The sequence below is a fragment of the Micromonospora sp. CNZ309 genome (genome assembly GCF_002846525.1).
In genome coordinates, this window is the sequence record NZ_PJNG01000001.1 from 769,107 (window position 1) to 785,048 (window position 15,942).

General features: G+C 77.3%; 2 protein-coding genes (1 of these 2 cut by a window edge). Both read left to right on the forward strand.

Going from position 1 to position 15,942, the window contains the following annotated elements; all coding sequences use genetic code 11:
• A protein-coding gene (locus CLT72_RS03105) for a type I polyketide synthase (protein ID WP_101414908.1) crosses the window boundary here: on the forward strand, window positions 1–5,508 show its 3' end. Its footprint begins 24,366 nt before the window's first position; only the last 5,508 of its 29,874 coding nucleotides appear in the window; the start codon falls outside the window, past its left edge; it ends in the stop codon at window positions 5,506–5,508.
• Between the two features lie 347 nt (window positions 5,509–5,855).
• Window positions 5,856–15,914, forward strand: coding sequence for a type I polyketide synthase (locus CLT72_RS03110; RefSeq protein ID WP_101409422.1), 10,059 nt, complete (start codon window positions 5,856–5,858; stop codon window positions 15,912–15,914).
• Window positions 15,915–15,942: the final 28 nt, after the last annotated feature.

The following is a 15,942-nucleotide window of genomic DNA, read 5'->3' on the forward strand; positions in this document are numbered from 1 at the left end:
CGGGGCCGCGACCTCGACGCGTTCGTGGTCTTCTCCTCGGTCGCCGGCGTCTGGGGCGGCGGCGGGCAGGCCGGCTACGCGGCCGGCAACGCCCTGCTCGACGCGCTCGTCACCGCCCGCCGGGCGGCCGGCCTGCCCGCCACCGCCCTGGCCTACGGCCCCTGGGCGGAGGACGGCATGGCCGCCGGCGAGACGGCCGACGGCCTGCGCCGCCGCGGGTTCAGCCCGCTCGCGCCCGACGCCGCCGTCGCGGCGCTGGGCCGCTGGGTGAACGCCCCCGAGGCGGCCCCGGTGATCGTGGACGTCGACTGGTCCCGGTTCGTCACGGCGTTCACCGCCGCGCGGCCGAGCCACCTCTTCGACCGGGTCGCCCCGGCCGCCGCCGAACAGCCGGAGCGACCGGAGAGCGCCGCCGCCACCGACGGGCTGCGCAACCGGCTCGCGACGCTGTCGGCGACCGGCCAGGAGGCGCTGCTGGTCGACCTCGTCCGCGCGGAGGCGGCGGCCGTGCTCGGCCACTCCACCACCGACCAGGTGCCGGCCGGCCGGGCGTTCCGCGAGCTGGGCTTCGACTCCCTCGCCGCCGTGCAACTGCGCGACCGGCTGGGCCGGGTCACCGGTTTGACCCTGCCGTCCACCGTGGTCTTCGACCACCCGTCGGCGGCGGAACTGGCCCGCTTCCTGCGTACCGAAATCGTCGTCGGCGCGGACGGCGGCCCCGCCACCGGCGGCGTGGCCCCGGCCCGGCCGCCGGCGGACGAGCCGATCGCGATCGTCTCCATGGCCTGCCGGTTCCCCGGCGGGGTGTCGTCGCCGCAGGAGCTGTGGCGGCTGCTCGCCGACGGGGTGGACGCGGTGACGCCGATGCCCACCGACCGGGGCTGGGACCTCGACGCCCTGTTCGACAGCGACCCGGAGAGGGTCGGCACCAGCTACACCCGCAGCGGCGGCTTCCTGCACGACGTGGCCGGCTTCGACGCCGCGTTCTTCGGCATCAACCCGCGCGAGGCCCTCGCCATGGACCCGCAGCAGCGGCTGCTGCTGCACACCACCTGGGAGGTCTTCGAACGCGCCGGCATCGACCCGCACCGGGTACGCGGCTCCGCCACCGGCGTCTTCATGGGCACCAACGGGCAGGACTACGCCACGCTGCTGCTGGGTGCCCGGTCCCAGGTGGAGGGCTACCAGGCGACCGGCAACGGGGCATCGGTGGTCTCCGGCCGCCTGGCGTACTCGTTCGGGCTGCACGGCCCCGCCGTCACCGTCGACACGGCCTGCTCGTCGTCGCTGGTCGCGCTGCACCTGGCCGCACAGGCGCTGCGCAGCGGCGAGTGCGACCTCGCGCTGGCCGGCGGCGTCACGGTGATGTCGACCCCGGGCGCGTTCCTGGAGTTCTCCCGGCAGCGCGGCCTGGCCGCCGACGGGCGGGTCAAGGCGTTCGCCGAGGCCGCCGACGGCACCGGCTGGGGCGAGGGCGTCGGCGTCCTGCTGCTCCAGCGGCTCTCCGACGCCCAGCGCGACGGCAACCGGATCCTCGCCGTCGTACGGGGCAGCGCCGTCAACCAGGACGGCGCGAGCAACGGCCTCACCGCGCCGAACGGGCCCGCGCAGCAGCGGGTCATCCGGCAGGCGCTGGACAACGCCGGCCTGACCCCCGGCGACGTGGACGTCGTCGAGGCGCACGGCACCGGCACCACCCTCGGCGACCCGATCGAGGCGCAGGCGCTGCTGGCCACGTACGGCAGGGAGCGCCCCGCCGACCGGCCGCTGTGGCTCGGGTCGGTCAAGTCGAACATCGGCCACACCCAGGCGGCGGCGGGCGCGGCGAGCCTGATGAAGATGGTGCTGGCCCTGCAACACGGGGTGCTGCCCGCGACCCTGCACGTGGACGCGCCGACCCCGCACGTCGACTGGACGTCCGGCACGCTGGCGCTGCTCACCGAGGCACGACCGTGGACCGTCACGGACGGGCCGCGCCGGGCCGGCGTCTCCTCGTTCGGGATCAGCGGCACCAACGCCCACGTGATCATCGAAGAGGCCCCGCAGCCGGCACCGGTCGCCGCCGACGGGGAAGGACCCGGAGCGACCGTCGGGCACGGCGAAGCACCACGCGACCAGCGCGCCGTGGCCCTGCCGTGGCCGGTCTCCGCCGCCGACCTGCCCGCGCTGCGCGCGCAGGCCGGCCGGCTGGCCGACCGGCTCGCGACCGGCGACGACCCCGCCGACCTCGTCGCCTGGACGCTCGCCGGCGGCCGGGCCCACCTCGGCCGGCGGGCCACCGTGGTCGCCGCCGACCGGGCGACCCGGCTGGCCGCCCTGCGGGCCCTGGCCGGCGGGGAGGACCACCCCGCGCTGGTCACCGCCCGACGGCACGGAGGCGGCCTCGCGGTCCTCTTCTCCGGCCAGGGCGCCCAGCGTCCCGGCGCCGGCCGGCAGCTGTACGACACGTTCCCCGTGTTCGCGGCGGCCCTCGACGAGGTCTGCGCGGCGCTGGACCACCAGCTGCCGCAGCCGCTGAAGCCGGTGCTGTTCGCGGCCGACGGCAGCGCCGAGGCGACGCTGCTCGACGAGACGGTGTTCACCCAGGCGGGGCTGTTCGCGCTTGAGGTGGCCCTGTTCCGGCTGGTCGAGTCGTTCGGCGTGGTGCCCGGGCACGTCGCCGGGCACTCGATCGGCGAGATCACCGCCGCGCACGTCGCCGGGGTGTTGTCCCTCGCGGACGCCGCCACGCTGGTGGCCGCCCGGGGCCGGCTCATGCAGGCCCTGCCCGCCGGTGGCGGGATGCTCGCCGTCGCCGCCGACGAGGCGGCGGTGGCCGAGTCCCTCGCCGGGCTGACCGACCGGGTCGGCGTCGCCGCCGTCAACGGCCCCACCGCCGTGGTGCTCGCCGGAGCCGTCGACGCCCTCGACGGGTTGGAGCGGCTCTGGCAGGAGCGCGGCGTACGCACCCGGCGACTGCGGGTCAGCCACGCGTTCCACAGCCCGCTGATGGAGCCGATGCTGGCCGAGTTCCGGACCGTCCTCGACGGGCTGACGTTCGCCGCGCCGCTGCTGCCGATCGTGTCGAACCTGACCGGGCGGCTCGCCGAGCCCGCCGAGATCCGTACGCCCGACTACTGGGTGCGCCACGTGCGCGAGGCCGTCCGGTACGCCGACGGGATCGCCGCGCTGCGCGACGCGGGCGTGGAGACCTTCCTGGAACTCGGCCCGCAGGCGGTGCTGACCGCGATGACCGCCGGACTGCTGCCCGACGACGGCGGCACGGCCGTGGCGGCGCTGCGCGCCGGCGCCGACGAGCCGACCGCCCTGCTCTCCGCGCTGGCCGTCGTGGACGGCACCGGACGCGACGTCGACTGGTCGGCGGTGCTCGCCGTGCTGGCCGGCCCCCGTCCGGACCCCCGCCGGCTGCCCGAGCTGCCGACGTACGCGTTCCGGCCGCAGCGCTACTGGCCGACCCTCGACGCGGCGCCGACCGCCGACCCGGTCGACGACGCGTTCTGGCGGGCCGTCACCGACGGCGACCTGGGCCGCCTCGGCCTCGACCCGGACCAGCCGCTGCGCGAGCTGCTGCCGGAACTGGAGTCGTGGCGGCGCCGCCAGCGCCTCGACGGCACCCTGGCCGGCTGGCGGTACCGGATCACCTGGGAACGCCGGGCGCTGACCGGCGCCGACCCCGGCACGTGGCTGGTGGTGGCCCCGCCGCACCAGGTCACCGACCGGGTGCTCGCCGCCCTCACGGCCGGTGCCGCGGCGGTGCACCTGCTGACCGTCGACCCGGCCACCGCCACCCGCGACGGCCTGGCCGCCGACCTCGACCGGCTCGCCGCCGCGTACCAGCCGACGGCGCTGCTGTCCCTGCTGGCGCTGGACGAGGCGCCGCACCCGGAGCAGACCGCGCTGCCGACCGGCCTGGCGGCGAACCTGCTGCTCGTGCAGGCGCACACCGGCCGCTCCGGCCCGGCCGTGCCGCTGTGGCTGGCGACCACCGGCGCCGTCGCCGTGGACGACGAACCGGTCGTGCACCCGACGCAGGCCACCACGTGGGGCCTCGGCCTCGTCGCCGCCCTGGAGCACCCCCGGCACGTCGGCGGAGTCGTCGACCTGCCGGCGGGCCCCGACGAGGGGGCGTACGCGGCTCTGGTCTCGGCGCTGGTCAACGTCGACGGGGAGGACCAGCTCGCCGTCCGGCAGGCCGGCGTGCACGCCCGGCGGCTGGTCCGCGACACCGGGCTCCCGGCGACGGGCGACGGCTACCAGCCGAACGGCACCGTCCTGCTCACCGGCGGGACCGGGGCGCTCGCCCGGCACACCACCGACTGGCTGGGCCGCCACGGCGCCGAGGTGCTTCCGCTGACCGAGCCGGCCACGGGCAAGCTCGGCGACCTGATGGAGCAGCTCGCCGCCGAGAGCCGGCCGGTGACCGCGCTCGTGCACGTACCGGCGGAGACCGGCTCGGTGCCGCTGGGCGAGCTGACCCTCGCCGGCCTGGCCGCCGACCTCGCCGCCACCGTCGGCGACGTCCCCCGGTACGCCGACGAGCTGGCCCACCGGCCGCTCGACGCGTTCGTGCTGTGCACCTCCACGACGGGGGTGTGGGGCGCGGGCGGCCGGGCCGGCCAGTCCGCCGGTGACGCGCTGCTGCACGCGCTCGCGGCGAACCGACGGCACGGCGGACTGGTGGCCACCGCCGTGGCGTGGGGCCCGTGGCACGACGATCCCGAGTCGGCCGAGCTGGCGCAACTGCGCCGGCGGGGCCTGCCGGGCCTGCCCCCGGAGCTGGCCGTGGAGGCGTTCGGGCAGGCGCTGCGGGGCGAGGCGGCGCTGGTGGTCGCCGACGTGCGCTGGGACCGGTTCGTGCCGACGTTCGCGTCGATGCGGCCGTGCCCGCTGCTGACCGGGGTCCCCGAGGCGGGCGCGGCGATGCCCGCCGACGACGACCACCGGCCGGCGGACGACGAGGCGGCCGCCGCGCTGCGGGAGCGGCTGCGCCCGCTGAGCCCCGGCGAACGCGAGGGCGTCCTCGTCGACCTGGTGGGTGGCCTCGCGGCGGCCGTACTCGGCCACACCGGGGGTGCGGGGCTGGAGCCCGACCGGGCGTTCCGCGAGGTCGGCTTCGACTCGATGACGGCCGTGGAGCTGCGCAACCGGCTCCGCGCCGCCACCGGCGTCCAGCTGCCCGCCGCCGTGGTGTTCGACTATCCGACGCCGGCGGCGCTCGCCCGGCACCTGCGCGACCGGCTCGCCGAGGACGGCGCCACCGCGGCGGCCCCGCTGCTCGCCGAGCTGGAGCGGCTCGACGGCGTCTTCGCGGCCGACGCGCCGGACCGGCTGACCCGCCAGAAGCTGCTGGTGCAGCTCCAGGCGTTCGTGGCCCGGTGGGGCGACGAGCGTGGTCCCGTCGAGGAGAAACCGGCCTCGCAGACCCTCGACGACGCCACCGACGCCGAGATCTTCGATTTCATCCACCGCGAGCTGGGTGGCCCCGGCGGCAATTTGCCGGGCGTCTAGAAATGGTGCCGTACGGCCGTTGTCGACGGTTGTGACACCTGCGGCCGGGCGGGCCTGGACACCCGCCCGGCCGCAGGCCGCGAGGGTGCCGCGCCGGACCGCTCGCAGGGCGGGTCGGCGCAGCCTGCGCCCCCGCCGCCTAGGGGCACCCGTAGGGGCACGCTAGGGGTTGTGACCGCCGTCCGGCGACAATTACCTTTCGTCCGGCGCGTAAGACCTGGTGGGGGCTTAAACGCTATTTGTCTGGCAATTCGTGGTCGGCTGAATGGGTTTGGATCTTCGCGGCTTGTGGCGTCTGTGGACGGTATTGGGTCGCTGTTTCTTTCCGACCCGAAGAGGTGGCGTCAATGGCGACTGAAGATACGCTCCGGGAGTACCTGAAATGGGTGACGGCGGACCTTCACCAGACCAGGAGGAAGCTCGGCGAGCTTGAGGCGGCCAACCGCGAGCCGATCGCCATCGTCGGCATGGCCTGCCGGTTCCCGGGCGGGGTGGACTCGCCGGAGCGGCTGTGGGAGCTCGTCGACTCCGGCCGCGACGCCGTCTCCGCGTTCCCCGCCGACCGTGGCTGGGATCTGGCGCGGCTGTTCCACCCGGACCCCGACCACCCCGGCACGTCGTACGTCGCCGAGGGCGGCTTCGTCGACTCCGCCACCGACTTCGACGCCGCGTTCTTCGGCATCTCGCCGCGCGAGGCCCTCGCCATGGACCCCCAGCAGCGGCTGCTGCTGGAGACCTCGTGGGAGGCGTTCGAGCACGCCGGCATCGACCCCTCGACGCTGCGCGGCCACCAGGTCGGGGTGTTCGCCAGCACCACCGGCCAGGACTACGTGGGGCTGCTCCAGCAGCCGCCGCCGGGCACCGAGGGATACATCCTCACCGGCACCGCGGCCAGCGTCGTGTCCGGCCGGATCTCGTACGCGCTCGGCATCGAGGGACCCGCCGTCACCGTCGACACGGCCTGCTCGTCGTCGCTGGTCGCGCTGCACCTGGCGTGCCAGGCGCTGCGGCAGGGCGAGTGCACCCTGGCGCTGGCCGGCGGGGCCACCGTCATGTCCACCCCGTCCGCCTTCATCGGCTTCAGCCGGCAGCGGGGCCTGGCCATGGACGGCCGGGTCAAGTCGTTCGCCGCCGCCGCCGACGGCACCGCCTGGGGCGAGGGGGCCGGCCTGCTGCTGGTCGAGCGGCTCTCCGACGCCCGCCGCAACGGCCACCCCGTCCTCGCGGTGGTACGCGGCAGCGCGGTCAACCAGGACGGCGCGAGTAACGGACTGACCGCCCCCAACGGGCCGTCCCAGCAGCGGGTCGTGCTCCAGGCGCTGGCCAGCGCCCGGCTCGCCCCGGAGCAGGTCGACGTCGTGGAGGCGCACGGCACCGGCACCACCCTCGGCGACCCCATCGAGGCGCAGGCGCTGCTGTCGACGTACGGGCAGGGCCGGCCGGCGGACCGGCCGCTGTGGCTCGGCTCGGTAAAGTCGAACATCGGCCACACCCAGGCCGCCGCCGGCGTGGCCGGCGTGATCAAGATGGTGATGGCGTTGCGGCACGACACCGTGCCCGCCACCCTGCACGTCGACGAGCCCACCCCCAACGTGGACTGGACGGCCGGCGCGGTCGCGCTGGCCACCGAGCCGCGTCCGTGGCCCGCCGGGGAGCAGCCCCGCCGCGCGGGCATCTCCTCCTTCGGCATGAGCGGCACCAACGCCCACGTGATCATCGAGGAGGCGCCCGCCGCCGACCCGGCCCCGGCGGCCGACGCCCCGGACGCCCCCGCCGCCGCGCCCGACGCCGGCACCGTGCCGGCCGCCGCTGACACCGCCTGCGTCGACGGGGCCGGCCTCGTGCCGGTGCTGGTCTCCGCCCGCGACGCCGAGTCCCTGACCGCGCAGGGCACCCGCTGGGCCGACTGGCTCGACGGCCGCCCCGAGCTGCGGCTGACCGACGTCGGCTGGTCGTCGGTGCGCACCAGGGCCAGCCTCGAGCACCGCGCCGTACTGCTCGCCGCCGACCGTGCCGACCTGACCGCCGGCCTGCGCGCGCTGGCCGCCGGCGGCGACGCCCCGGGCCTGGTCACCGGCGCCGGCCCGCGCGGCGGCAAGCTCGCGTTCCTCTTCTCCGGCCAGGGCGCGCAGCGCAGCGGCATGGGCCGCGAGCTGGCCGCCGCGTTCCCCGTCTTCGACCGGGCGCTGGCCGAGGTCTGCGCCGAGCTGGACCGGCACCTGCCCCGCCCGCTGGCCCCGGTGCTCTTCGCGCCCGAGGGCGACGAGGCCGCCGGGCTGCTCAACCAGACCCTCTACACCCAGGCCGGTCTGTTCGCCGTCGAGGTCGCGCTGTTCCGGCTCCTGGAGAGCTGGGGGATCGTCCCGGACGTCCTGCTCGGCCACTCGATCGGCGAGCTGTCCGCCGCGCACGCGGCCGGCGTGCTGTCGCTGCCCGACGCCGCCACGCTCGTCGCGGCCCGGGGCCGGCTGATGCAGGCCCTGCCGGCCGGCGGCGCGATGCTGGCCGTCCAGCTCCCCGCCGACGCCGTCCGGGCCGCCCTGGCCGGCGTCGAGGACCGGGTCGCCGTGGCCGCCGTCAACGGGCCCACCGCCGTGGTCGTCTCCGGCGCGGCCGACGCCGTCGAGGAACTCGAACGCCGCTGGGCCGACCAGGGCGTACGGACCAGGCCGCTGCGCGTCAGCCACGCCTTCCACAGCCCGCTGATGGAACCCATGCTCGCCGAGTTCGCCGCCGTGGTGCGCGGGCTGGAGCTGCACCCGCCGACGCTGCCGATCGTGTCGAACCTGACCGGCGCGCTCGCCGACCCCGACGAGATCCGCACCGCCGACTACTGGGTGCGGCACGTGCGGGAGGCCGTCCGGTTCGCCGACGGCGTCGAGCAGCTGCGCGCCCTGGGCGTGCGTACGTTCCTGGAGGTCGGCCCCAGCGGGGTGCTCACCGCGCTGGCCCGCGACGTCCTGACCGCCGCCGGCGCGGACGACGACACCGCCGCCGTGGCGCTGCTGCGCCGCGACCGCCCCGAGCCCGCGTCCGCGCTCACCGCCCTCGCCGAGCTGCACGTCGGCGGGGTCGAGGTCGGCTGGGCGCAGCTGTACGCGGGCGCCGACACCGCGCGGGTGCCGCTGCCCGGGTACGCCTTCCGCCGGCAGCGCTTCTGGCCCGAGCCGCCGCCCGCCGCCCCCGACACCGCCTCCTCGGACGGCGACGACGAGTTCTGGACCGCCCTGGAACAGGCGGACGCCGACACCCTGCGCGGCGAGCTGGGCGACGACGACGAGCAGGTCCAGGCGCTGCTGCCGGCCCTGCCCGTGCTCGCCTCCTGGCGCCGGTCGCGGCGGGAACGCTCCCTCGTGGACGGCTGGTCGTACCAGGTCACCTGGCAGCCCGTGCCGGTCGAGGAGGCCGACGCCCCGACGGGTCGCTGGTTGGTCGTGCTGCCCGCCGACGACGCGCCGGCGTGGGCCGACGGCCTGGCCGGGATCTTCGGCGACGCCGAGCCGCTGGTGCTGCGCGTCGGCGCGGCGGACCTGGACCGCGCGGCGCTCGCCGCCCGGCTGCGGGACCTCCTCGACGGCCGGCCGATCGACGGCGTGCTCGCCGTGGTCGCCGGCCAGGACCGGTTGCTGCCCGAGCACCCCGGCGTGACCCTCGCCGCCGCCGGCACCCTCGCCCTGGTCCAGGCCATGACCGACCTCGACCTGGTGGCGCCGCTGTGGTGCGTCACCAGCGGCGCCGTGGCGGCGGCCCCGGGCGACCGGGTCGCGCACCCCTTGCAGACCGAGGTCTGGGGCCTCGGCCGCGCCGCGGCCGTCGAGCAACCGCACCGCTGGGGCGGCCTGGTCGACCTGCCGGCCACCGTCGACGACGCCACCACCCGGCGGCTCGCCGCCGTCCTCACCGGCCACGGCGGCGAGGACCAGGTGGCCGTGCGACCCGGCGGGACCTGGGCCCGGCGGCTCACCCCGGCCCCGCCGGCGGCGGACGAGCCGTCCGCCGGCGACTGGTGCTCCGGCACCGTCCTGGTCACCGGCGGCACCGGCGCCCTCGGCGGTCACGTCACCCGCTGGCTGCTCGACCGCGGCGTCGGGCGGGTGGTCCTGGCCAGCCGCCGGGGCGCCGCCGCCCCGGCCGTGGCGGACCTGCTCGATGCGTACGGCGCCGACGGGCGGGTCACCGCCGCCACCTGCGACGTCACCGACCGGCGGTCCGTGGCGGAGCTGGTCGGGTCGCTGCCCGACCTGACCGCGGTCGTGCACGCCGCCGGCACCGACCAGCTCACCCCGCTGACCGACACCACCCTCGACGAGTTCTCCCACGTCGTCGCGGGCAAGGTGCTCGGCGCCCTGCACCTCGACGCGTGCCTCGCCGACCGCGAGCTGGGCGCGTTCGTCATGTTCTCCTCCATCTCCGGCGTGTGGGGCAGCGCCGGGCAGTGCGCCTACGGCGCCGGCAACTCCCTGCTGGACGCCCTCGCCGTCAACCGGCGCGACCGGGGCCTGCCGGCCACCGCCGTCTCCTGGACGGCCTGGGGCGGCGCGCACGGCATGGCCGCCGAGAACGTGGCCACCGAGCAGCTCAACCGGATGGGCCTGCCGCCCGTCGACCCGGAGAAGGCCCTCGTCGCCCTCGACCGGGCGCTGCGTCGCCCGACGCCCTGCGTGACCGTCGCCGACGTCGACTGGAGCCGGTTCCACCCCGCGTTCACCGTGGCCCGGCCCAGCCCCTTCCTGGGTGGCCTGCCGCAGGTGCGGGCGATCGTCGCGCAGGAGGAGGAGGCCGCCACGCCCACGGGCGGAGTCGCCGCGCCGCTGCGCCACCTCGCGACGCTGCCCGCGGCGGAGCAGGAGCGGGAGCTGCTGCGGCTGGTCAACGAGCAGACCGCCGCGGTGCTGGGCCACGCCACCCCCGACGAGCTGCGCGGCCGCCCGTTCAAGGACCTCGGCTTCGACTCGTTGACCGCCGTGGACTTCCGGGGACGGCTGAACACGGCCACCGGCCTGCGGCTGCCCACCACGCTGGTCTTCGACTACCCGACCCCCGCCGAGCTGGCCGCGCACCTGCGCGAGCTGGTCTCCGGCGCCGCCCCCGCCGACGCGCCGCAGGCCGTCGTCGTCGACGCCGACGAGCCCGTCGCGATCGTCGGCATGGCCTGCCGCTACCCCGGGGGCGTCGACGGGCCGGAGGCGTTCTGGCGGCTGGTCGCCGACGGCGTGGACGCCATCTCGCCGTTCCCCACCGACCGGGGCTGGGAGATCCCCGAACCGGCGGAGGGGACGCACCCGCCGGCGGGCGGCTTCCTCTACGACGTGGCGGACTTCGACCCCGCGTTCTTCGAGATCTCGCCCCGCGAGGCCCTCGCCATGGACCCGCAGCAGCGGCTCACCCTCGAGACGTCCTGGGAGGCGCTGGAGCGGGCCGGGCTGGACCCGGCGACGCTGCGCGGCACCCGTACGGGCGTCTTCGTGGGCGCCTCCACCTCCGGCTACGGCACCGGGCTCACCGAGGTCCCCGAGGGCGTCGAGGGCTACCTGATGACCGGCGCCGCGCACAGCGTCATCTCCGGCCGGGTCGCGTACGCCCTCGGGCTGGAGGGACCGGCCGTCACCGTCGACACCGCCTGCTCCTCGTCCCTGGTGGCGCTGCACCTCGCCGGGGCGGCGCTGCGGCGCGGCGAGTGCGACCTGGCGCTGGCCGGCGGCGTGGCCGTGATGGCCACCCCGACGGCGTTCCAGGAGTTCTCCCGCCAGGGCGGCCTGGCCTCCGACGGGCGGTGCAAGTCCTTCGCCGCCACGGCGGACGGCACCGGCTGGTCCGAGGGCGTCGGCATGCTGCTCGTGCAGCGGCTCTCCGACGCCCGGCGGCAGGGCCGCCGCATCCTCGCCGTGGTACGCGGCTCCGCCGTCAACTCCGACGGCGCGTCCAACGGCCTGACCGCCCCCAACGGCCCCTCCCAGCAGCGGGTGATCCGGCAGGCGCTCGCCAGCGCCCGGCTGACGACCACGGACGTGGACGTCGTCGAGGCGCACGGCACCGGCACCGTCCTCGGCGACCCCATCGAGGCGCAGGCGCTGCTGGCGACGTACGGGCAGGACCGGGGCGACGCGGGCCCGCTGCTGCTGGGCTCGGTCAAGTCGAACATGGGCCACGCGCAGGCCGCCGCCGGCGTGGCCGGCGTGATCAAGATGATCCTGGCGATGCGGGAGGGCACCGTCCCGGCGACGCTGCACGTGGACACCCCGTCGCCGCACATCGACTGGTCGGCCGGCGACGTGGAGCTGGTGACCCGGTCCCGGCCGTGGCCGGCGGTCGACCGGCCCCGCCGGGCGGCGGTCTCCTCGTTCGGGATCTCCGGCACCAACGCCCACGTGGTCGTCGAGCAGGCCGTCGACACCGACGCCGCCGGTGACGCCGAGCCGACCCCCGCCCCGGCCGCCGGGCTGCTGGCCGCCGACGCGGTGGTCTGGCCGGTCTCGGCCCGCTCGGCCTCCGCCCTGGCCGCGCAGGCGTCCCGGCTGGCCCGGCACCTGCGCGCGCACCCCGGCCTCGCCCCGGCGGCGGTCGGCTGGTCGCTCGCCGCGACCCGCTCGGCGTTCGACCGGCGTGCCGTGGTGCTCGGCGCCACCCCCGGCGAGCTGCTGGCCGGCCTGGACGCCCTCGCGGCCGGCACCCCGGCCGGCAACGTGGTGACCGGCACCGTCGCCAACCACGGCGCGGGCCCGGTGTTCGTCTTCCCGGCCGCCGCCCCGGCGGGCGCGGCAGCCGACCTGGTGGGCCGCTGCCCGGTCTTCGACGACGCCCTCGCCGAGTGCCGGCAGGCCCTCGCCCCCTGGGTGGACGTCGACCCGACCGCCCTGCTCACCGGCACCGACCCCTCCTGGGCCGGCCGGCCGGAGCTGGCCCGGCCCGTCCTGTTCGCCGTCGGCGTGGCGCTCGCCGCCGTCTGGCGGCACGCCGGGCTCACCCCGACGGCGGTCGTCGGCGACGGCGACGGCGAGGTCGTGGCCGCCCACGTCGCGGGCCTGCTGACCCTGTCCGACGCGGCCCGCACGGTGGCGCTGCGGGCCCGCGCCGCCGCCGGCGACCTGGACCACGACGGCCTCCGCGCCGCCCTGGCCGGCATCGCGCCGCAGCCCGGGACCGCCCGGCTGGCATCCACCGTCACCGGGGACTGGGCCGACCCGGCCGGCCTCGGTCCGGACCACTGGGCCGCGCTCGGGACCGGTGCTCCGTCGGCCGCCGGCGGGGACGCGGGAACGGAGCGGCTCGACGCCGCCCTGCGCGCCGCCGTGGCGGCCGGACACGTGACCTTCGTGGAGGTCTCGCCGACACCGGCGCTGGCCGCCCGGGTCGCCGCCGTGCTCGACGCGACCGGCACCACCGGCCACGTCCTGGACACCCTCGACGGGCCGGACGACGCCGCCACCCGGCTGCTGACCGGCCTCGCCACCGCGTACACCCTCGGCCTGGCGGTGGAGCACCGCCGGCTGCTGCCCGAGGCCGAGCCGGTCGACCTGCCCACGTACGCCTTCGACCGGCACCGCTACTGGCTGGAGCGCACCGGCGCGCACCGCTCCGTCCTGCCCGCCGTCGGCCTCGACGTGGTCGACCACCCGCTGCTCAGCGCGGTGGCCGACCTGCCCGGCGACGAGGGCCTGCTGTTCACCGGCCGGATCACCCTCACCACCCACCCGTGGCTCGCCGACCACGCCGTGCTGGGCACGGTGCTGCTGCCCGGGACGGCCCTGGTGGAGCTGGCCTCCTGGACCGGCCGGCAGGCCGGCGCGGCGACGGTCGCCGAGCTGAACCTGGAGGCGCCGCTGGCGATCCCCACCGAGGGCGGCATCGACCTGCGGGTCCGCGTCGGCCCGCCGGACGAGACCGGCCACCGGCCCGTCGCCATCCACACCCGGCGCGACGACGACACCGGGCCCGACGGCGCCCGGGCCTGGCAGCGGCACGCCTCCGGCCAGCTCGCCGACACCGTCGACCCGGACCCCGCTCCGGCCGCCGTGTGGCCGCCCGCCGACGCCGAGCCGATCGCCCTCGACGGGCTCTACGCCCGGCTCGCCGCCCAGGGCTACCACTACGGCCCCGCCTTCCGCGCGCTGCGCGCCGCGTGGCGCTCGGGCCCGGACATCCTCGCCGAGGTCGCCCTCGACGCCGACGCGTCCACCGACACCACGGCCTTCTCGGTGCACCCGGCCCTGATGGACGCGGCGCTGCACGCCATCGGCGCCAGTGCCACGGCCGACGCCACCGCGGACGGCGGCGCGCCGGCCACCGACGGCGGCCCCGACATCCGCCCGGGCCTGCCGTTCACCTGGTCGGGCGTCACCATCCGGCCCACCCGCGCCCGCGAGCTGCGGATCCGGCTGCGCGCCACCGACGCCGGGTCCGTGGCCCTGACCATCACCGACACCGGCGCCACCCCGGTCGCCTCCGTCGACGGCCTGGTCCTGCGGCCCATCTCCGGCGAGCAGCTCAGCGCCGCCCGCCGCTCGGCCAGCCGGTCCCTGCACCGCCTCGACTGGGTCGCCCCCGCCGCCGGCCGCGCCGACGGCACCCCCCGGCTCGTCGTCCTCGGCGACGACTGGCCCGGCACCGACCGGCACCCGGACCTGTCCGCGCTGGTCGCCGACGTGCGCGCCGGTGCCGCCGCGCCCGACGCGGTGGTGGTGACCTGCGCCGGACCGGCCGCCGACGAGCCGCACCCCGCCGCCCAGGCGCACCGCGTCGCCCACCGGATGCTCGCGCTGGCCCAGCAGTGGCTCGCCGAGGAGGCCCTCACCGCCGCCCGGCTGGTGGTCGTCACGCGCGGCGCGGTGCGGGTCGACCCGGACGAGCGGATCGCCGACGTACCGGCGGCCACCGCCTGGGGACTGCTGCGCTCCGCCCAGTCGGAGAACCCCGACCGGATCGTGCTCCTCGACGTCGACGACGACGCTTCGGCCGCCGCGCTGCTGCCGGCGGCCCTGGCCGCCGGCGAACCCCAGCTCGCCGTACGCGCCGGCCAGCTCCGGGTGCCCCGACTGACCCGGCTCGGGCCGCCCCCGGCCGAGGCGCCCGGCCCCGACCTGGCCGCCGGCACCGTCCTGGTGACCGGGGCGACCGGCCTGCTCGGGCGGCTCGTGGCGCGGCGGCTGGTGACCCGGCACGACGTACGGCACCTGCTGCTGGTCAGCCGCAGCGGGGCGGACGCCCCGGGCGTCGCCGCGCTGGTCGACGAGCTGGCCGAGCTGGGCGCCACCGCCCGGGTGGTCGCCTGCGACGTCACCGACCGCGACGCGCTCGCCCTGCTGGTCGACCAGCTCCCCGCCGACCTGCCGCTGACCGGCGTGGTGCACGCGGCCGGGGTGCTCGACGACGGCGTCCTGCCCGCGCTCACCCCGGACCGCTTCGACACCGTGCTGCGCCCCAAGGTCGACGCGGCCTGGCACCTGCACGAGCTGACCGAGAAGCTGGACCTGGCCGCGTTCGTGCTCTTCTCCTCGGCGGCCGGCCTCTTCGGCGGCCCCGGTCAGGCCAACCACGCGGCGGCGAACTGCTTCCTCGACGCCCTCGCCCAGCACCGGCGCGACCGGGGACTCCCGGCGCTCTCGCTGGCCTGGGGCCCGTGGGTCAACGACACCGGCGACGGGCAGACCGGGCACGTCGACGAGGCCCGGATGAACCGGGGCGGCTTCGTCCCGCTCGGCGCCGAGGAGGGCATGGACCTGTTCAGCGAGGCCCTGCGCTTCGCCGAGCCGGTGGTCGTACCGGTCAACCTGGACCTCGCGCTGATCGGCCGGCACGGGCCGGCGGCGGTGCCGCCGGTGCTGCGGTCGCTGGTCCGCCCGGCGGCGACCGGCGCGGCCCGGGCCGCCGAGCGCGACCCCGCCGAGGCGCTGCGGGAGACCCTCGCCGCCACGGCGGAGGCCGACCGCGACCAGGTGCTCTCCGACCTGGTCCGCACCCACGCCGCCGCCGTCCTCGGCTACGCGTCGATCCGCTCGATCGACGCCGAGCGCGGCTTCGTCGAGCTGGGCTTCGACTCGCTGACCGCCGTCGAGTTCCGCAACCGGCTCAACGCGGCCACCGGTTTGCGGCTGCCGTCCACGCTGATCTACGACCGGCCGACCACGGCCGCGCTGGTCGAGTACCTGCGGGGCGCGCTGCTGGCGGAGCGGAGCACGTCCGCGCTGACGGTGCTCGGCGAGCTCAACAAGCTGGAGCACGCCATGCGCGCGGTCGCCACCGGTGACACCGACCGGGCCGCCGTCGGCGCCCGGCTGCGCGAACTGCTCTCCCTGTGGACCTACACCGAGTCCGGTGCGGACTCCGCCGCCGACGAGGGCGCCAGCCTCGAGTCGGCCTCCGCCGAAGAGATCTTCAGCCTGCTGGACGAAGAGTTCGGCTCGGCCTGATCCGGCATGTCGCACACCTCGAACCCCG

Excerpts from the sequence above, each read along its gene's own strand:
- CLT72_RS03110 (WP_101409422.1), top strand. The coding sequence starts at position 5,856 with ATGGCGACTGAAGATACGCTCCGGGAGTACCTGAAATGGGTGACGGCG.